We start from the raw sequence: 19,208 nt of genomic DNA, 5'->3' as shown, positions 1-19,208 counted from the left end.
AATAGCAATTTTTATAGGATAAACAGCCAAACTTTTCCGTTTAATAACAGCTTATTTTAAGCTGATATCAAGCCATACCATACGGTGATCAGATGATGCGTTACGATCTTTAATTAAACGGAACAGTTCAGAGTTTTTCTGTGGCCAAAAAACGCCACCACCGTTTATTTCAATACCATAATTTGAAGGTAAAACGTAATCAGCACGAGCCTGCCAATAAGCGGTATAGTTTTTAGCGTAATCTTCTTTATACGATTCTTTTGCACCTTTGCTTGTTGGCGTAAAAGAGGTATTCACTAATGGATTTTTTAAAATTTGGTCTGTTGTATTCGGGCGTGCCTTACCTCCTTCTGGCGCAGCATTTAAGTCACCAACAATAACAAAACGGCTTTTCGCTTTTAAGCCACCTTTTTGACCTTTATCATCGTAAATGTAGTTAGCATTGTTGATGTAATCTGCAACTAGGCGTACTTCATCGTGGTTACGCTTACCGTTACGGTCTTCGTCACCATCAAAAACAGGCGGCGTTGGGTGCGATGCAAGCAAGTGAAACGTTTTACCTTTTACATCTATTGGTAAATCCCAAAAAGACTTAGAACTTAGGTGAATTGCTTGCCACTCTTCAGCTGAATACCAGTTTTTACCTGTTTTGGGGTCGATAGGCATTTGTGCATTTGGCATATCTTTGTATTTGAATGTTTGTAATGTACGCGCTTTATCTAAATCGATTGGGTAGCGCGACAATACTGCCATTGCATAATGCCCCTCAAAGAAGCCAAAGCCGTGTGCGTCGCCTTTGTAATGCCCCTTTACACCATCGTTATCTAGGTCGAACTCAGTAGGTAAACCAGTGTTAACAGGTGCAATAAAGTAATACGGGTAATCGATGGCAACTTGCTTATTTTGCGATACTTGCAGGTAGTTTTTACGAAATACGTTAATGCCTTTGTCGGCATCAATATAATCAAACTCATTGAGTAAAATTACATCAGGTCTTACGCGCTGAATAATTTCGGCAATGTTACGAATTTGCTGGTGGTTACTGGCTAATGCTTTACTTAGAGCATCTTTATCTATTGCTTCGCCTTTTTTAGCATAGTTAGTGGCATCCATACTCACATTAAAGGTAGCAACACGTAAATCAGCCGCCGATATATTGTTAGCAAAAAGGCCCATGGCCAGTGCTATTGAAGAAGTTAATAAAGCGTTTTTCATGAAATAAATCCGTCTACTATAAGTAGTAAAATAATACTGCTGACAATGATCCATAAGATCATCGCCATGATAAAAGGTTTAATGCCCGCTTGTTTTAAGACTGAAATAGATAAACCACTACCAATCAAAAATAAGGTCATTACCAAAACTTGTTTAGCACCCACATTGAGTGCATGCCACAGTGTTTGATACTCAGGAAAGCTTGAATTAATCAGTGCAGCCGCTAAAAAACCAAATATAAACAATGGGATACTGGCTTTTTCGTCTGATTTCCAAAACACACCCGCAATGCTTGTATAAGGGATTATCCACATCGCTCTAGTTAGTTTAATGGTTGTGGCAATAGCAAGTGCTGATGCGCCATACGCAGCGGAAGCCCCCACTACACTACTGGTGTCGTGAATAGCAAGTGCAGCCCAAACACCGAATTGTTGCTCAGTCAGGCCAAAGTAATGACCAATCATTGGGAATAACACTAAACCAAGGGCGTTTAATAAAAACACCACAGCGAGTGATATAGCTACTTCGTGATCTTTGGCCTTTATAACCGGCGCCATTGCTGCAATGGCGCTACCACCACAAATGGCGGTACCAAAAGAAATAAGTACACCGGTGTTTTTATTTAACTTAAATAACTGAGATAAAATTTCACCAAGGCCAATAATAGCGGTAATACTAACAATAGTAAGCACAATAGAGCTGCGACCTACTTCTATAACTTGATTAAAATCAACAGCAAAGCCTAAGCCAATCACCGCCAACTTTAGCATCCATTTACTTATTTTTTGTGACTGCAATGCAAATGGGTTGCCTAATATCATGGCAAATAAAGCACCGACGACAAGTGCCGTAGCAGAGCCAACAAATGGTAATGCTGATACTAAAAATAGTGCAATAAATAGAAACTGCTTTGGGCGTTCGGCTATCACAACGGTGCTCTGATAAGTTTATTGGTTAGCTTATGCACCACAGGTGCAACAAATATAACAGTAGGAAACGCCACACAAAATGCAAAAGCCCATGCTTTAAGCCAAATGGTTGCAATGTTATCGATTAAACCAACGTTAAAAATGCTGATCACTAAAGACATAAACAGCGCCATAAAGAACGCAAATACGACTGTTCTTAATCGAGGATGTAACATAACGATCTAATATTAATATAAAAATATTAGTCTATAGCAAGATGACCCTGACGCAAGTGCTTTGAGACAAGAGGTACAAAATTAGCGAAGTTTGCGGGTAATTAAAAAGCCGAGATAAACTCGGCTTTTAAGAATTTAAACTGATTAGTTTAAAATAAGTTGAGTGCTGGTATCAGCTACTCCTGGGTAGTCTTGCTCTGGTAGAATTTCAGCCAGTGCCGCTAAACGTTCACCTAATTGGTGAAGGTTATCAGCCGATACATTGATATGACCCATCTTACGACCTGGTTTAGCCGTTTTACCATACCAGTGACTTGTAACGTCTTGCGTTGCCAGTACTGAGTGTGGGATTGAAGGCTGACCAAGTACGTTGATCATAGCAGTAGGACGAAGACACGCTGTACTACCTAATGGTAAACCTGCAACAGCGCGCATGTGGTTTTCGAACTGTGAGCAATGTGTACCCTGCTGTGTCCAGTGACCAGAGTTATGAACGCGTGGCGCAATTTCGTTAACTAATAACGTACCTTGTACGTCAAAAAACTCAATTGCTAATACACCCACATAGTCAAGCTCTTGCGCAAGCTTGTTAAAAGCAAGCTCTGCTTGTTCTTGAATTGCTGCTTTTTCTTTACCGGCAACTGAAAGCGTAAGTACACCATTGGTGTGTTGGTTTTCAGTCAATGGATAAATAACGGTGTTACCCGCTTTGTCGCGTGCACCAATGATAGATACTTCACGGTCAAATGGGATCATCTTTTCAGCGATAATAGAATGCGGCGCACTTTCAGTGCCTGATGCAATGAAATCTGCCATTTCTGACCAGATTTGGTCAATTTGATCATCAGACTTTAAGCGCCATTGGCCTTTACCATCGTAACCCGCTTGGCAAGTTTTGATCACAAGCGGCTTGCCTAAACGCTCTACGGCAGCAACAAGGTGCTCTTTTTCTGTAATTAGCTGGTAAGGCGCGCATTCAACATCTGTTTTATCAAGTAATGCTTTTTCAAGTGCGCGATCGCCACCTGTTTTAATTGCCGCTTTACCCGGATAAAACTTATTGCTTTGACAACATAATGTAAGTACATCATCAGGAATATGCTCAAACTCTGCTGTAATTGCGTCTGCTTTATCAATAGCTTGTTGTAATGTGCTGTTATGAACTTCACCAGTTAATGGATGAATGATTTTTTCACTACCCACATCGTAGGCAACAACATTTAAATCAAGCGGTGCACCCGCTAAGCTCATCATGCGAGCTAACTGACCTGCACCTAAAATTAGAATATTCATATTACTCTGCAGGATTAGGGTTAGCTAAGATAGTGTCTGTTTGTTCTTTACGGAAAGCTTCAACTTTTGCGAAGATTTCAGGCTGTTGGCAACCTAAAATTTGTGCCGCTAAAAGGCCAGCATTTGCAGCGCCTGCTTCACCAATAGCAAGAGTACCTACCGCAACACCTTTAGGCATTTGGCAGATAGATAATAACGAATCTACACCATTAAGTGTTTTAGACTTAACTGGCACACCTAAAACTGGCAGTGATGTAAACGCCGCAGCCATACCTGGTAAGTGCGCAGCACCACCGGCACCTGCAATAATAATTTTAATGCCGCGCTCTGCAGCCGAGCTTGCATAGTCAGCAAGTAATTGAGGGGTACGGTGAGCAGAAACAACTTTAGTTTCGTATTCAATGCCGAATTTTTCTAGCATTAACGCCGCATGTTCCATCGTTGGCCAGTCTGATTTGGAACCCATAATAATGCCAACAGTCATAAATACACCTCAGTTAAATAGTTTTCTAAAAAGCGGACTTTTGTCCTTATTTTGTGGCGGGTATTATATACCTAACTCACATCAAGATGCGACTCTAGAAGCACAAAAAAGCCATGACATGCATGGCTTTTAATCACTCATCAGCTAATTAAGCTTCTTTGCTTGCTAGGTACTCAGTGTATGTACCTTTAAAGTCGATAACTTTGCCGTCTTTGATTTCCCAAATACGGTTTGCAAGCGATGATACAAATTGTCTATCGTGAGATACGAACAATAATGTCCCTTCGTATGCTTCAAGTGCTAAGTTAAGCGCTTCGATAGATTCCATATCCATGTGGTTGGTTGGCTCATCCATTAATAAGATGTTTGGTTTATGCATCATAATTTTGCCAAACAGCATACGGCCTTGCTCACCGCCTGAAATCACTTTTACTGACTTTTTGATATCGTTTTGTGAAAACAGCATACGACCTAAGAAACTACGAACAACTTGCTCGTCGTCACCTTCTTGTTGCCATTGTTCCATCCACTGGAATAAGTTCATATCTTGTTCGAACTCGTCAGCATGGTCTTGCGCGTAGTAACCGATATTAGCGTTATCAGACCATTTAAATTCACCTTGTTTTGGTGCTAAACGACCAGCAAGGGTATTTAATAGTGTGGTTTTACCAACACCGTTCTCACCGATAATTGCAATGCGCTCGCCTACTTCAACTAGGCCTTCAAGGCCACTGAATAATGTTTCTTCAAAGCCTTGTGTTAAATTTGTTAGCTCTAAAGCATTACGGAATAATTGCTTTTCTTGCTCAAAACGAATAAACGGGCTTTGACGCGAAGATGCTTTAACTTCTTCAAGCTGAATTTTGTCAATTTGTTTAGCACGTGATGTGGCTTGTTTTGCTTTTGAAGCGTTCGCAGAGAAGCGCGATACGAACTGTTGAAGTTCGGCAATTTGGCTTTTCTTCTTGGCATTTTCGCTTAGTAGACGCTCACGAGCTTGCGTAGCTGCAAACATGTACTCATCGTAGTTACCCGGGTAAATACGAAGCTCACCGTAATCGATGTCGGCCATGTGTGTACATACTGAGTTTAAGAAGTGACGGTCGTGCGAAATGATGATCATGGTGCAGTCGCGTTGGTTTAACACGTCTTCTAGCCACTTGATGGTGTAAATGTCCAAGTTATTGGTAGGCTCATCGAGTAGCATGATATCTGGATCAGAAAACAGCACCTGCGCAAGTAACACACGTAGTTTAAAGCCAGGTGCAATTTCTGACATAGGGCCGTAGTGTTGCTCTGTGCCAATACCTACACCAATTAATAACTCACCTGCTTTAGCTTCTGCTGAGTAACCATCCATTTCGGCAAACTCAGTTTCTAGGTCTGCTACACGCATACCGTCTTCTTCGCTCATCTCAGGTAAGCTGTAAATACGGTCACGCTCTTTTTTTACTTCCCACAGCTCTTTATGACCCATGATCACTGTGTCGATTACAGAAAACTCTTCGTAAGCAAACTGGTCTTGGTTTAGTTTAGCAATACGCTCGTTTGGATCTGTGCTGACATTACCTGAAGATGGCTCTAGTTCACCACTAAGGATTTTCATGAAGGTTGATTTACCACAGCCATTCGCACCGATTAAACCGTAACGGTTACCATCGCCAAATTTTGCTGAGATATTTTCGAATAAAGGTTTAGCACCAAATTGCATGGTGATATTAGCTGTACTAATGATAGCGGTACCCTCCAGCGGGTAAAAAGTAAAAACGAAACTGCGGGCAATTTTAAACTAAAGCCGCTTGGCACGCCATGAAAGATTAGTTAAATCAATTCCTCAATTTACAACTTAAATTGTTAGGTCTACATTTAGTGAACACGCTCACTTTTAATAGTGAACGTGCTCACTTTTAAATTTAACTATAAAAATTAAGATATTAGCTATGGGTAATTACGATAAGACACATCAGCATATTTTAAATGTTGCTTGGCAACTTTTTTCTAAACATGGGTTCAATGAAACATCTACACGGCAAATATCTTCTACTTGTGGTATTGCAATCGGTACTTTGTTTAAACATTTTGATAGTAAGATTGCGATTTTAGAAGCATGTCTTGATCTAAGGTTTCATGACGTATTAGAACTTGCCAAAGAAACCGACATTCACCGCCCTCCTCGTCTTAAAATCAATCATTATGCTCAATACTTTTATCAATTTTACTGTTTACATCACCGCTTTTATAAAGTGCTTTTTAGCCAACGCTTGTTCTGCAAAACCTTTCAACAACAACACATGGAACTAATTCAATCATTAGTATTTGCCGATCAACCCCAATTTAATAAAGTTAAAGCTGCTATATTACTCGACTGCTATTTTATGACCTTATTGTATGGATTGGGCGCTGAAACTCCGAATACAAAATTGATGCTGAGAACGCTGAGTCAGAAAGTGTCTATATTTTAAGCTCACTAACTCATTGATAATTCGATATTGTGAACCTAAAGTGAATAATTTTTCCTCAAACAAGGTTTGTTGCATGATAATTTTTCACTTTTGACCCAATTTTAGCTTTGATAATCTCCGACTCTTAACTAAATTATACCTATTAGGGACAATATTTAATCAAGGTACATTATGAAAAGAACACACGCTGCCTTTTTTGTTGCGGGCATGATAACCATGCCTACAGCGAATGCCATCGAGATCTACAACGATAAAACCAATAGTGTCACTATAGGTGGCTTTATAGATGCAAGGGTTATTAATACACAAGGTGAAACAGAGGTAGTTAATGGTGCATCACGAATCAATTTAGATTTTAAGCGTCAATTAAAAAATGGCTGGCAAGCCTTGGCATTATTAGAATGGGGTGTAAACCCTGTTGGTAGTAGTGACATTATTTATAATAATCGCTTTGAATCGATTCAAGATGAGTTTTTATATAACCGGCTTGGCTATGTTGGCCTTAAACATGAAGACTATGGTCAAATTACATTAGGCAAACAATGGGGTGCATGGTATGACGTTGTTTATAACACCAACTACAGTTTAGTGTGGGATGGTAACGCCGCGGGTGTTTATACCTACAATAAAGATGACGGTGCAGTAAATGGTACTGGTCGCGGTGATAAAGTACTACAGTATCGTAATACGTGGGGAAAATTTCATCTTGCCCTACAAGCGCAACTAAAATCAGATGACTTTTATACCTGCGACATTGCAGACATATCACGAAGTTCATGTGAACTGTTATTTAATCAAGGTAATGCCGCAGCTCAAAGAGTAGAGTTTAATTCAACCTATGGTGCGGCTATTACCTACAATGCAACAAATAATTTAAAATTTACTGCAGGGGTTAACCGAGGTGAATTTGATATTGTTTATGCAAACGGTCGCGATCAACTCGTTACAGATCTTATCTATGGTGTTGGTGTTACTTATGGTGATTTTTATAAACCAGGCTGGTATGCATCAGCAAATATAAATAAAAACGAAAACCACGACACCGACAACTTAGGACGCTTAATCAAAGATGCCGTTGGTTTAGAGTCAATTCTAAGTTATCGCTTTGATAATGACATTCGTACTTTTGTTGCCTATAACGTATTTGATGCAGGTAGTGACTATGTTATTCAGCCTAATTTTAATGCCGACCCTGAAGATGTGTTTAAACGCCAATTTGCAGTTTTAGGTGTGCACTACTTTATGGCTGAAGATACCATTTTATATATCGAAGCTCGTAAGGATTTTAGTGACTTTTCAAGTAATGACGCAGAGCAAGAAACACAGATGTCTCAAACCGAAGATGACGGTATAGCTATTGGATTTAATTACACTTTGTAGTTACGATAAACACTAAGCCCACTATTGTGGGCTTTAAACTCGCGATAAATCACTTACGTACATATTCAATACATTGAGTTACCATTCAAAGTCTCTTGTGGGATCTGTTGTATTGAATCCCAGTGTTCAACAATCTTGCCATTTTCATCAAACCGAAAGAAATCCATAGTGACATATTGGTCATTCCTGGGCCATATTTGGTGAGTATGAAGTGCAACAAGATTACCTTCTGCTATGGCACGAACAAAATCAATTTTCTTATCTGGATATTCATTATGCATTTTTTCAAAATAGGTAATGAATGAGGCTGTTCCATCACCAACTAAAGGATTATGTTGTATGTATACTTCGCCTACATACTTTTCAACCGCCAGAGAGGGATTTCCTAGATAAGCGGTTTTGTAAAACTCAATAGCATTTCTCTTATTTAATTCTAAATCAACCGACATTTAGCACCTCTTCACAAATTTATTGAATACGCTTGTATTTAAGAAATGTAAGACAAGCTAATTACACAGTTTACTAAAGGAAAACAGCTCGATTTTCTGAATTAGTTATTTCTACCAGAGCTATTAACTGATAACTAGCCAGAAAAGTTAGCAATGGAGCGTTCAAATTTCCGATAATAACGAATGACGGTTACACTTCACTTTAGTAAATAGCTTATATGTTACGTATGTTGGAATGGGTACGTGTTAGCAGAAAAATAAGCTATTAATCTTTTAGCGAATCTAAAATGTATTAAGTATCAGTAATCAATTTAGCGTTTTAAGCACCTTCAAACTTTACTACACGCGAACGGCCATTCTCTTTAGCAATATAAAGTGCTTTATCAGCTTTATTCAAAAGCTCATCAAGTGAAATGCCGTCTTTACCATACACAGCAACACCTGCGCTAAACGACATACCTATATTTGAGTTATCAGGTGTCATTAGCTTTATGGTCTTAGTTGTTTGAAGTAGTGTTTCTGTATTGGCAAAACAAAACGTGTCTTTATTGTTTATTTGAATAAGGTAAAACTCTTCACCGCCAAGTCTTGCAAAGTAACACGTATCATCAATGCTATCTTTTACATGCTTTGCAAAGGTGACTAATACTTGGTCGCCAAAATCATGGCCAAATGAATCATTAAAATGCTTAAAGTGATCAAGATCGATAATTGAAACAGTACAACTAAATTCTTTATGATTTGATTGTAACTGACTGAATTTTGCAAATAAGGCTCGCCTATTTGGCACATTTGTTAATTGGTCAGTATGAGCAAGTTCAAACATTTGCTTACTGTAGTCTTCTAAGAGAGTGTTTGTTCGGTTAAACAAAAACTGGTTTCTCTTAAGTTCGGTGATATCCTCACCTTCAACAATGACGTGCTCACCCACTACATTGGCAGTAAATCTAAATATATGACGATAAGAACCGTTATTAATTTCCACTTCAAGCTTATCAGTATCATTTTCTAATAATTTCGAAATAATTAATTGTACTAAGCTTCTGTTAGTTGGATTGTTCGATGCATCTAGATAATGCTGTGCAACAAGTTGAAATGAGTTGTTTTGAAATACTTCCTTGTGTTCATTAGCCGAAAAAACAACGACAGGTAACTGCAAATAATTTAAAACAGAATAATTTTTGTCGTTTTGTTCTGACCCTAATGACATACGATAAAGTCTCGTTTTGTTTCAAGCTTAGCTATGACTTGCTTCGCGTCGTCTTCTGATATTCCTTGTTCAGAAAATGTAAGCGACAAGATATTTATCATTTCTTGCCAATCTTTAAGATTAATACCTAAATTTTTATGGGCTTGTGCTAGCTGTTCATCACTGATGTAATCAGGTCCACTCATTAAAGATGAGATAAAACTTGTTTGATGATGAATCAGCCTTTCCATATTGGTATGTTTAAAATGAGCATTAAGGGTTTCTGACTTCAAAATATTGTCATAAAACTTTTCTATGACTTTATAAATTCGAGAAAAACCACCGTATTTGAGAAACAAAGAAGATTCCACATCGAGTCCTGTATTATCGATAAATATTTAAGTAGCTAATAAGGCACCACAAAAGATGACAAGAAAGTCTGCAAGCTATTGATATTTAAATTATAGAAAGGAAAAGAGATTTTGCATTTTTGAATAAGCAAATAATGGGATTATTCTCATTTGTTGCACGTGAATATTAATACCCCCTCTTACACACCATATCTGTTGATTTAAAAACCTAAAATTCAAAGATATTTGCCGAGATTGAAATAAACCTCAAAACAGTATGATATGTTCTTTTTATAGTTGATGGCTATTACAATGAATAATCACGTTCTACCTTAGCAATACGCGTTGTAAAGGCGCTGTACCATTTGTCTCTACCGAGCTGTTGGGCGTTTAAGTGCTCAACGTTTTGTTTCCAGGCTTTTATTGCATCTAAGCTTTGCCAATACGACACTGTAATTCCCAAACCATCACGAACAGACTCTATACCTAAATACCCAGGTTGTTGCTCTGCAAGTTCAACCATTCTATTAGCCACATCTTCATAACCGGCGGTATCGTCAGATAAGGTATTCGTAAAAATCACGGCGTAATAAGGCGGTTTTGGTGTATTCGCTATCATGGCTGTTACTTCCCCCTACTTGGTTCAAAACCATCATAACATGGAATTTTTTCGTCAAATGTATCCCAATTTGCTTTAGAGCTTACAAAGTTATGGCTGATCGGGCGCTCATTTATATCGCTATCTAATAAACCTAAGCGAATACGTAAGCGGCTTGGGTCATCTTTATTCTCGCTATAAATAGGTGAGCCACAATAGCTACAAAAATAACGAATTCTGCCGGGTTTAAATTCAAACGCGCTTAGATGCTGCTTACCTTCTGTGAGGTTAAAACCATCTCGTTGAATAAAGCCATTGGTTGCGTAGGCTGTGCCTGAGTTTTTACGACATAAGGAGCAATGACAATGAATAATTGAGTCTATACCACCAGCAATAGTTACTTTTACTTTGCTGCATAAACAACTTCCTTGATACATAGTCCCTCTCAGGTTTAAAGATTAATAACCGCGATGCTTCCAAAATTCAGTGGCAGTGCCTTCGGCTTCCTTTAATAAGTTAAAGGATTTATCAGCAATTATATGGCCATTTAACTCAATAGTCATGCGCCAAATACCTACTTTATTGTCAACAGGTGCCCATATCGTATCACCTAAATAAAACTGCCAATCGTTTGTTTTAACGTACTGTTCGCCCTCAAACGGTGGCATGATCTCGCCATCTTCATCCGGAATATCTGGGTGGTAAACGCAAAATTTAATTTTTTGTCCTTTGGCCTTTTTAATGTTAACTATAAAGCCAAATTCAATATCTAACTGTGCAGGAACGTCTGTTGTAAACTCGGTGATTTGTGGCAGGTCTTTCTCTTTTGCATCCCAATGACTGTAAATGCCGTAACTTTCAATAGTGGTAATTGGCTTTGCTTTTGCCATAGCTGCAAGCGCTCCTTTTTAAAAATGAGGCGCTATTTTATAGTAGCAACCCTAGCAGAACAAGATTGTACTATTATAGTAATTAGCTAACGTATTTTACCCAGTGAGTGTCATGTTGTTGAAAGCCACATTTAGTTAAAAGTTTAATACTTGCGCTATTATTTGGGTTAACTAAAGCTAACACACTGTTTAGCGGAGCAGGTACATAGGTCGTCAGTTTTTCAAATAGCATATCTAGTACCTTTTGCATTATTCCTTTGCCAAAGTATTGAGACGACAACTCAAACCCCAACATGCCCTGTCCGTCAATTATGTTAAATATGCCTACGCTGCCAATAACCTGCCCACTACTTCGTAAAACAATAACTAAACGAATGCCTTGTTGATTATAAAAACGTTCTATGTCGCCTTGAATAAAGTCGTACACGTCACCTTTCGTTATATCAGCGCCGTAATCATTAAATGTTTGTACTTGCGGATCTTTTAAAATATCCCATATCGCTTGGCAATCTTTATGACGAATTGGGCGTAAGTCAAAGGCTAAGTCATCGTGGCTAGACACGTTAATTTCTTCTTTTTGCTTTATGAGCTGGCATTATTGTCTTACTATAAACGCAATTTCAAGCAATTAGATTAAGTTCGATGAGTGAAGAATTTAAAGTAATTCAACCTACCACCACAGTATACTGTAAAGAACGCGGGCAAGGCTGGACCTTAACAGGGATCACCAGTATTGATGAACATACTTCTGTGATGTTTGATGGCGTAAGGTATACCTTACCGGCCCGTGAAATTGTTGAGGTTTTATTGCCACAACAACTCGAGCGAGAGAAAAACCAACAATAAAAAAAGCCAGCATCAAGCTGGCTTTTTCGTGTTTAAATTAACGTAATGCGTTAATACGCTCATCAAGTGGTGGGTGCGATGAGAATAATTCAGCAACACCTTTACCGCTTGCAATACCAAATGCCATCATTGAACCTTCAAGTTGTGATGGGTGGTTTTGTTTTAAACGCTCAAGGGCGCTGCGCATTTTATCTGCACCTACTAGTTTTGCTGCACCGGCATCCGCAGAGAATTCGCGTTTACGGCTATAGTAAGCAACAATCACACTTGCTAGAACACCAAATAACATTTGGAAAATCATATCGAACAAGAAGTATGTCCAGCTACTCCCGCCCTCTTCTTCATCACTATTAAGGAAGTTATCAACAATACCTGCCAATACTTTCGCCATAAAGATAACAAAGGTATTCACTACACCTTGGATAAGTGTCAGCGTTACCATGTCACCATTTGCAATGTGTGACACCTCATGAGCCAATACCGCTTCAGCTTGATCTTGATTCATGTTGTGTAATAAACCTGTGCTCACAGCCACCAGCGAGTTGTTCTTACTTGGGCCGGTCGCAAATGCGTTCATTTCAGGGCTATCGTAAATAGCCACTTCTGGCATCGCGATACCTGCTTTTTTAGCTTGCGCTGCTACCGTCGAAACTAACCATTGTTCTGTTTCAGAACGAGGTTGTTCAATAACATGTGCACCAGTTGATTTTTTTGCCATCCATTTCGACATAAATAACGAAATAAACGAGCCACCAAAACCAAATACGGTCGAAATAACTAAAATGCCGCCTAGACTGCGATGGCTAATACCCAGTACGCTCATCACAATAGACAACACAATACCTAACACTAGCATTACCGCTAAGTTTGTAAGTAGAAACAAAAATACACGCTTCATAAAAACCTCAGAATAAACATACCAATTGTATTAACTAACGACATGGTTAAAAATCGTTAGTTAATAAAATTATCTGGGTGTTCTACCAACTCAGTTTAGGGCTTATGCAATTGGTTGCAAGGAACTAATTGCAACCAATTGTGACAGAGTATGTCAAAAGTAACAACTCAATTATTATGGGTTGATAGATAAAATTTCAAGTAAGGTTTTGTAAATTTTTAATTTAGGGGTGCCGTCTGTATACGGACTAATCGCTAAAAGCGGGAAAGGCAATGCTGATTTTAGTGTTTCTAAATTGGCCTCTTGTTCACGCATGTTTGGGTCTACATGATTTGCAATCCAACCCACACAATTTACACCGAGCGCTTTAAAGTGAGCAGCTGTCAATAGTGCGTGATTAAGGCAACCAAGCTTCATGCCTACTACTAGAACAACATCAAGGTTTTGTGATTTAACCCAATCGCATAGTAAATCAGTTTCGTTGATAGGTAAACACCAACCGCCTGCACCTTCTGTAAGAATATAATCGGTATTGAGTGCTTTTACATTTGCATAAGCAGTATCGAGCTTATCAAATGTCAGTCTGTCACCTACTTGGGCAGCTGCAATATGCGGTGCAATGGGTGGCTCATAGGTAAAGGGGTTAACTATGTTATATTTAACCCCAATTGATGAGCTTTCCATTAAGGTTAATGCATCATCATTCACTAGCTGACCAAATGCTTCTTCTGCGCCTGCTGCAATAGGTTTAAAACCAACCGCACGCTGTTTATGTTGCGCCAGTAAGTTTAATAATAAACTGGTGACATGGGTTTTTCCGGCATCGGTGTCTGTACCCGTGATAAAAAATTCTTTCATTTTTTAGTTAATTCTATTTTTCTAGTTCTAAAAGGACAACTTGATAGCTCACTCTAGCATGCCCATCAACCAGAGGGTATGCCCTACAAACACTATTAAGTGCCTGTCTTGTCAATAATCCTTTGCGTTTTTGCTTAGTTTGCAATGAGGTAGCACCAATCGCTTTTATTGAGCGCAGAGCATCTAAGGGAGAGTTATAGGCATCTATATAACATCTATCGGCTGCAAAATTGAGCTTAAACCCTGCTAATTTTGCATACTCAATAATGTGACTAGCACTATGAAACTGATTAATATGGCTTTGATCATCTAAACAAGCAAAAGCCTGTTTGATCTCTTTAAGGGATCCATCTACCACGCAGCTTAAATAAACCTTACCGCCTGCTTTTAGGGAGTAAAAAAGACTTTTAAGTAGTGCCTCTAAATCAGCAGACCATTGCATTGCAAAATTACTAAACACACAATCAAGAGAGTTTTGCTGTAATGGTAGGTTATCCATATCAGCACACACTTTTAAACAACGCGGGTTATGCTCTGTGCTTAGCATGGAATGACTTAAATCCATTGCCAATACAGTATCAAAATGTGTTTTAAGCATTGCCGTATTAACTAAAGGCCCAGCTCCTAAATCAAGGCAAGTACCCTGCTGATGTTTACTTGCCATCATTTTAAATAAGTGTGCAGCTGCTTGTTTTTGTACATTAGCATGGCTCGCGTAATTTGCAGCCGCTTTAGAGAACTTAGTTTGTGTTGTTTGCTTATTACTGTGTTGAAAGCTTAAAGGCGCTTGCAGTTGAACACTCATAAACACTCCACTAGTGAATCAACAAGCTGTTTTATATCGTCTGCTTGATGTGCGCTACTTATGGTTACTCTAAGTCGTGCCGTATTAAATGGCACCGTGGGCGGTCGAATAGCGGTTAACCACACGCCTTTCTCTTTAAGCTTATTAGCAACGGCAAGCGTGTGTTCTGCATCGCCCAATACCAAGGGCTGAATTGCCGTTGTTGATTCCATTAATGCCAAGTTATGCTCTTTGGCAAGTGCTCTAAAGTAGGCAATATTCTCTGTAAGCTGAGAGCGTCTCTTATCTGCTTTTAGTAACTTTTCGAGTCGCTCAAGAGTACAACTTGCCATCAGTGGTGACATCGCCGTTGAATAAATGTATTCGCGATTAAACTGCAACATGTAATCAATCATTTGCTTTGATGCAAGCAGGCAAGCGCCACTACTTGCCAGTGCCTTGCCAAAGGTGATGATCAGTAAATCAGGCTTGATTGCCTCACAACTGCCTAAGCCTTGCTCGCCTAACACACCAAAGCCATGGGCATCGTCAATCATCAGCCACGCGTTGTATTGTTTAGCGAGTTTACAGAGTGCTTCAATGGGGGCTTGATCGCCATCCATCGAAAACACCCCTTCGCTCACTATAAGCTTATTCTTTGCTTTTGACTTTTGTAACCGAGATTCTAAGTGCCTAAGGTCGTTATGATTAAAGCGCACCATTGCAGCGGCAGAATGAAGTCCACCATCAATTAAGCTGGCATGATTGAGCTTATCTTGAAATATTGCCGATGATTTCGCTACACTTTTATCTTGAAACAACGCTTTTAATACGCTGCTATTAGCACTAAATCCGCTATTAAATAACATGGCGCTTTCGTAGCCTAATAACTCGCATAAACGCTGCTCAAGCTGTTGTTGTGGTTTATTATAACCATTCACTAATGCTGAACTGTGGCTACCTAGTTGCTGCGCTTGTATTTCAATAAAATCATCAGCAAAGCCAAGGTAGTCATTACTGGCAAAATTTAAATACTCTTTACCTGCAACCTGAATAAAGCGCCCGCTTGATTGCTCAACAAGTTGACGCTTTCTCAGTAATGCCTCTGCTTGACGCTCAACAAGATGCTCGGCAATAAAATCAAAAGCCATTTAAATATTACGCTTCGTAAAATAGTTCTGATGTTGCTTTATCAGCAACTTTTGATGAAAGTGATGCTGCAACCGCTTCATCAGAATAATCTTCACGGGTTTCTGGGTTCATGCCTAATTTTTTTATCAGCATCATGTCTGCGTCTGCTTCAGGGTTTTCTGTAGTCAGTAGTTTATCACCGTAGAAAATTGAATTAGCACCAGCAAAGAAACACATTGATTGCATTTGTTCATTCATCGCCGTACGACCCGCTGATAAACGAACATAGCTTTTCGGCATCATGATACGTGCAACAGCAATGGTACGAATAAACTCAAAATGTTCTAAGTCTTCGACATCTTCAAGTGGCGTGCCTTTAACCTTAACCAACATATTAATTGGTACACTTTCTGGCTGTTGCGGTAAATTTGCTAATTGCATTAATAAACCAAAACGGTCAGCAGCTTGCTCGCCCATACCAACAATACCGCCAGAGCATACTTTCATACCGGCATCACGCACGTTATCGATGGTGTTTAAACGGTCTTGGTAAGTACGTGTTGTAATGATCTGCTGGTAATACTCAGGTGATGTATCTAGGTTATGGTTGTAGTAGTCAAGACCCGCGTCTTTTAATGCATGGGCTTTTTCGTTATCTAGCATGCCAAGCGTCATACAGGTTTCAAGGCCGAGCTCTTTAACCTCTTTTACCATTTTTGAAATATAAGGCATGTCACGTTCTTTCGGATCAGACCACGCAGCGCCCATACAAAAACGGGTAGCGCCTTTTTCTTTGGCAACACGCGCTTGCTCAACCACTTTTTCTACTTCCATAAGGCGTTCACGGTCTAAGTCTGTTTTATAATGACCTGACTGAGGACAATATTTGCAATCTTCTGGGCAAGCACCGGTTTTAATCGATAATAAAGTAGAAATTTGTACTTCATTTGGATTGAAGTTTTCACGATGTACGCTGGCCGCTTTAAATAACAAATCATTGAACGGCATTTCAAATAATGCTTTTACTTCTTGGTGAGTCCAATCGTGACGGACAACTGCGTGCTCCATAATAGTCTCTTTTTTTAAATTATTGGGACGGTTAGATTGGCTTAGTCTACGACTTGACGTAACATTGTCAACGAATCGAAGTGATATAAAGTTTACATATGATTAATAAACAACCAATAGATTTAGATTTTGATCGTGAGCATATTTGGCACCCTTATACTTCTATGACTCAGCCCCTTCCCGTTTACCCAGTCAGTCATGCCAATGCAAATCGTATTTTCTTAGAAACAGGCGAAAGCCTAATAGATGGTATGGCCTCTTGGTGGAGTGCCATCCATGGTTACTGCCATCCTGTTTTAAATGAAGCAATCACCCAGCAAGTTAGCAAAATGAGTCATGTCATGTTTGGTGGTTTAACTCATGAGCCCGCTGTTGAGCTGTGTAAAAAGCTAGTCAGTATCACACCTGAATCACTCGATAAGGTGTTCTTAGCCGACAGTGGCTCTGTGAGTGTTGAAGTTGCAATAAAAATGGCCTTGCAGTACTGGCTTAGCCAAGGTTACACCAGCAAACAAAAATTAATGACGCCGCTTAAGGGCTACCATGGCGATACCTTTGCGGCGATGAGCGTTTGCGATCCGGTTAATTCAATGCACAGTATGTACTCAGGATTTTTACCTGAACATGTTTTTGTACCTGCGCCAAGTGCTAAATTTAATGGTGAGTTTAGCCCTGCTGAAGCTGATACGCTTGAAAGCTACTTTGCAGCTCACCACCAAGATGTTGCGGCATTTATCATCGAACCCATAGTTCAAAATGCTGGGGGCATGAATTTTTACCACCCTGATTATTTAAAGCACCTACGCATTCTGTGTGATAAGTATGATGTTTTACTTATTTGTGATGAAATCGCCACAGGCTTTGGCCGCACCGGCACCTTGTTTGCTGTTGAGCACGCCAACATAGAACCTGATATTTTATGTATTGGCAAAGCATTAACGGGTGGCATGATGACCCTATCAGCAACATTAACCACCAGCAAAGTCGCTATTGGCATTAGTGAAGGTGAAGCCGGCGTATTAATGCATGGCCCAACATTTATGGGTAACCCGCTTGCCTGTGCTACAGCCTGTGCAAGTATTGATTTACTGCTAGAGCAACCTTGGCAAGAGCATATTGAACACATAAATGATGTACTGACAGCGCAGCTTGCTAAGTGTAAGCAGCTCGATGCGGTCGTTGATGTGCGAACATTGGGGGCAATTGGTGTTGTAGAGCTTAATAGAAGTGTAGATGTAGCAAAGATTCAACGCTTTTTTATCGAGCAAGGTGTGTGGATACGCCCGTTTGGTAATTTAATTTACTTGATGCCGCCTTACATAAGCGACGAACAAAGCTTAACTAAGTTATGCAATGCTATTTATGCAGCCATTAAACAACAGGCGTATTAGGGCGTGTTGACCCTTTGTGATTAATTTTGCAGCAGTGTGTTTGGTATTTAGGCAAGGCAGAGCCTATGTAGTGTGGTTGTTCCACATAAATAGGCGATAACGCAGCATCAAGGCCAAACACGCGCTGCCCTTCGGGTTCTTCCTAGGGGCGATTAACTCTTTGTTGCTCGATTTTTACTTAGCCCACTAGGTTACAAATCTCGCGCCGCGATTAAATCGCCCCTAGAGTGAACAAATTTTAATCCACAAAGGTCAACACGCCCTCTAGGGAAGCTGATGCTTCCTTTTCTTTAAACTTTACCATTCAAACATATAAGCCATTTTACTGATCATGCGAAGTGGCACTTTATGTTCACAGCGCTTAGCGTAAAGATGCTGTAATGATTTATCTTTAATTTCACCAACGATCACTTCTTTTACTTGATAACCCAGTGCAGTAGCCGCTTGTGCGTAAGCGATAAATTCCCATTTTTTAATATTAGTGTTATCAACAATTACTAACGGGATTTCTTCTGCTAAGGCATTAATAAAGCGTGCAAGGTTTAGATTGTGATATTCAGGCAGCTTGTACTTATCAAATTGATACTCACCTTCGCTATTGTAAAAATAATCATCTGTTGAACACACGACATAATCACTTTCGTTACCAGCTACCAACTCATCAGCTAGGCTTTGTGCATAATATGATTTACCTGAGCCTGGTAAGCCGCGAAGAATAAAAACTTGTTTCATAGCACCTGTTATACAATTTAATTAAAGACTAAAGGATAGTAATTGT

General features: G+C 39.5%; 23 protein-coding genes. 4 read left to right on the top strand and 19 right to left on the bottom strand.

The features are described 5' to 3' along the window. Positions 1 to 51: 51 nt before the first annotated feature. The 6 genes from BIZ38_RS03720 to BIZ38_RS03695 form a co-directional block, all read right to left on the bottom strand. Positions 52 to 1,176 carry an endonuclease/exonuclease/phosphatase family protein gene (locus tag BIZ38_RS03720; protein ID WP_410445777.1) on the bottom strand — a complete coding sequence of 375 codons (1,125 nt, stop codon included), beginning with the start codon at positions 1,174 to 1,176 and terminating at the stop codon, positions 52 to 54. 35 nt (positions 1,177 to 1,211) lie between these two features. Beyond that, complete coding sequence (locus tag BIZ38_RS03715; RefSeq protein ID WP_187489585.1) at positions 1,212 to 2,144, bottom strand: YeiH family protein; 933 nt, start codon at positions 2,142 to 2,144, stop codon at positions 1,212 to 1,214. Beyond that, positions 2,141 to 2,359: a DUF2798 domain-containing protein gene (locus tag BIZ38_RS03710; protein WP_187489584.1), complete on the bottom strand. Its 219-nt coding sequence runs from the start codon at positions 2,357 to 2,359 to the stop codon at positions 2,141 to 2,143. The genes BIZ38_RS03715 and BIZ38_RS03710 overlap by 4 nt, the downstream gene beginning before the upstream one ends. A gap of 144 nt (positions 2,360 to 2,503) precedes the next feature. Next, the gene (locus BIZ38_RS03705; protein WP_187489583.1) at positions 2,504 to 3,652 is read right to left on the bottom strand and encodes a 5-(carboxyamino)imidazole ribonucleotide synthase; all 1,149 of its coding nucleotides are present in this window, start codon (positions 3,650 to 3,652) and stop codon (positions 2,504 to 2,506) included. Between the two features lies 1 nt (position 3,653). Then, positions 3,654 to 4,136, bottom strand: coding sequence for a 5-(carboxyamino)imidazole ribonucleotide mutase (gene purE / locus BIZ38_RS03700; RefSeq protein WP_054561454.1), 483 nt, complete (start codon positions 4,134 to 4,136; stop codon positions 3,654 to 3,656). Between the two features lie 148 nt (positions 4,137 to 4,284). Beyond that, positions 4,285 to 5,871 (bottom strand): ABC-F family ATPase, encoded by a 1,587-nt coding sequence (locus tag BIZ38_RS03695; protein ID WP_187489645.1) that lies wholly within the window; start codon positions 5,869 to 5,871, stop codon positions 4,285 to 4,287. A 205-nt stretch (positions 5,872 to 6,076) separates the two neighbouring features. On the opposite strand from BIZ38_RS03695, the gene BIZ38_RS03690 reads away from it, so the two are divergent. Beyond that, entirely contained in the window at positions 6,077 to 6,598 is a 522-nt protein-coding gene (locus tag BIZ38_RS03690) for a TetR/AcrR family transcriptional regulator (protein WP_054553889.1), read from the top strand. Positions 6,599 to 6,769: 171 nt separating this feature from the next. Beyond that, positions 6,770 to 7,978 carry a porin gene (locus BIZ38_RS03685; RefSeq protein WP_187489582.1) on the top strand — a complete coding sequence of 403 codons (1,209 nt, stop codon included), beginning with the start codon at positions 6,770 to 6,772 and terminating at the stop codon, positions 7,976 to 7,978. A gap of 65 nt (positions 7,979 to 8,043) precedes the next feature. On the opposite strand, the gene BIZ38_RS03680 is transcribed toward BIZ38_RS03685, so the two are convergent. From BIZ38_RS03680 to BIZ38_RS03650, 7 genes are all read right to left on the bottom strand, one after another. Beyond that, entirely contained in the window at positions 8,044 to 8,427 is a 384-nt protein-coding gene (locus BIZ38_RS03680) for a nuclear transport factor 2 family protein (RefSeq protein ID WP_187489581.1), read from the bottom strand. A 319-nt stretch (positions 8,428 to 8,746) separates the two neighbouring features. After that, positions 8,747 to 9,637 carry a GGDEF domain-containing protein gene (locus BIZ38_RS03675; protein WP_187489580.1) on the bottom strand — a complete coding sequence of 297 codons (891 nt, stop codon included), beginning with the start codon at positions 9,635 to 9,637 and terminating at the stop codon, positions 8,747 to 8,749. Beyond that, positions 9,628 to 9,987 (bottom strand): group I truncated hemoglobin, encoded by a 360-nt coding sequence (locus BIZ38_RS03670; RefSeq protein WP_187489579.1) that lies wholly within the window; start codon positions 9,985 to 9,987, stop codon positions 9,628 to 9,630. The genes BIZ38_RS03675 and BIZ38_RS03670 overlap by 10 nt, the downstream gene beginning before the upstream one ends. Before the next feature lie 286 nt (positions 9,988 to 10,273). Next, positions 10,274 to 10,585, bottom strand: a complete 312-nt coding sequence (locus tag BIZ38_RS03665; RefSeq protein WP_138616763.1) for an antibiotic biosynthesis monooxygenase family protein — start codon at positions 10,583 to 10,585, stop codon at positions 10,274 to 10,276. Positions 10,586 to 10,590: 5 nt separating this feature from the next. Then, positions 10,591 to 11,001 carry a GFA family protein gene (locus BIZ38_RS03660; protein ID WP_138599572.1) on the bottom strand — a complete coding sequence of 137 codons (411 nt, stop codon included), beginning with the start codon at positions 10,999 to 11,001 and terminating at the stop codon, positions 10,591 to 10,593. Between the two features lie 21 nt (positions 11,002 to 11,022). Then, complete coding sequence (locus BIZ38_RS03655; protein WP_138616765.1) at positions 11,023 to 11,454, bottom strand: DUF3859 domain-containing protein; 432 nt, start codon at positions 11,452 to 11,454, stop codon at positions 11,023 to 11,025. Positions 11,455 to 11,536: 82 nt separating this feature from the next. Further along, complete coding sequence (locus tag BIZ38_RS03650) at positions 11,537 to 12,016, bottom strand: GNAT family N-acetyltransferase (protein WP_171043817.1); 480 nt, start codon at positions 12,014 to 12,016, stop codon at positions 11,537 to 11,539. A gap of 80 nt (positions 12,017 to 12,096) precedes the next feature. Here BIZ38_RS03650 and BIZ38_RS03645 point away from each other — a divergent pair, with 80 nt between their 5' ends. Beyond that, positions 12,097 to 12,300, top strand: a complete 204-nt coding sequence (locus BIZ38_RS03645; RefSeq protein ID WP_187489578.1) for a hypothetical protein — start codon at positions 12,097 to 12,099, stop codon at positions 12,298 to 12,300. A 37-nt stretch (positions 12,301 to 12,337) separates the two neighbouring features. Here BIZ38_RS03645 and htpX read toward each other — a convergent pair whose 3' ends face one another. From htpX to bioB, 5 genes are all read right to left on the bottom strand, one after another. Next, positions 12,338 to 13,198 carry a protease HtpX gene (gene htpX, locus BIZ38_RS03640; RefSeq protein ID WP_054561446.1) on the bottom strand — a complete coding sequence of 287 codons (861 nt, stop codon included), beginning with the start codon at positions 13,196 to 13,198 and terminating at the stop codon, positions 12,338 to 12,340. A 174-nt stretch (positions 13,199 to 13,372) separates the two neighbouring features. Next, positions 13,373 to 14,056 carry a dethiobiotin synthase gene (gene bioD / locus BIZ38_RS03635; protein ID WP_130166356.1) on the bottom strand — a complete coding sequence of 228 codons (684 nt, stop codon included), beginning with the start codon at positions 14,054 to 14,056 and terminating at the stop codon, positions 13,373 to 13,375. Between the two features lie 13 nt (positions 14,057 to 14,069). Beyond that, a complete protein-coding gene (locus BIZ38_RS03630) occupies positions 14,070 to 14,861 on the bottom strand; it encodes a methyltransferase domain-containing protein (protein ID WP_138616769.1) in 792 nt (263 codons plus the stop codon). After that, positions 14,858 to 15,991: an aminotransferase class I/II-fold pyridoxal phosphate-dependent enzyme gene (locus BIZ38_RS03625; RefSeq protein WP_187489577.1), complete on the bottom strand. Its 1,134-nt coding sequence runs from the start codon at positions 15,989 to 15,991 to the stop codon at positions 14,858 to 14,860. Before BIZ38_RS03625 ends, BIZ38_RS03630 begins: the two co-directional genes overlap by 4 nt. Before the next feature lie 7 nt (positions 15,992 to 15,998). Next, a complete protein-coding gene (bioB, locus tag BIZ38_RS03620) occupies positions 15,999 to 17,039 on the bottom strand; it encodes a biotin synthase BioB (protein WP_187489576.1) in 1,041 nt (346 codons plus the stop codon). Between the two features lie 98 nt (positions 17,040 to 17,137). Between bioB and bioA the strand changes: the two genes are divergently transcribed. Further along, positions 17,138 to 18,430, top strand: coding sequence for an adenosylmethionine--8-amino-7-oxononanoate transaminase (gene bioA / locus BIZ38_RS03615; RefSeq protein ID WP_187489575.1), 1,293 nt, complete (start codon positions 17,138 to 17,140; stop codon positions 18,428 to 18,430). Between the two features lie 297 nt (positions 18,431 to 18,727). Here the strand turns inward: bioA and BIZ38_RS03610 are convergent, their stop codons facing one another. Next, the gene (locus tag BIZ38_RS03610) at positions 18,728 to 19,162 is read right to left on the bottom strand and encodes an ATP-binding protein (RefSeq protein ID WP_187489574.1); all 435 of its coding nucleotides are present in this window, start codon (positions 19,160 to 19,162) and stop codon (positions 18,728 to 18,730) included. Between the last annotated feature and the right edge of the window lie 46 nt (positions 19,163 to 19,208).

It is taken from the genome of Pseudoalteromonas sp. BZK2 (genome assembly GCF_014349195.1).
GTDB lineage: Bacteria > Pseudomonadota > Gammaproteobacteria > Enterobacterales > Alteromonadaceae > Pseudoalteromonas > Pseudoalteromonas simplex.
Note: the sequence above shows the minus strand (reverse complement) of the source record. Positions and strands in the feature narration are given on the sequence as shown.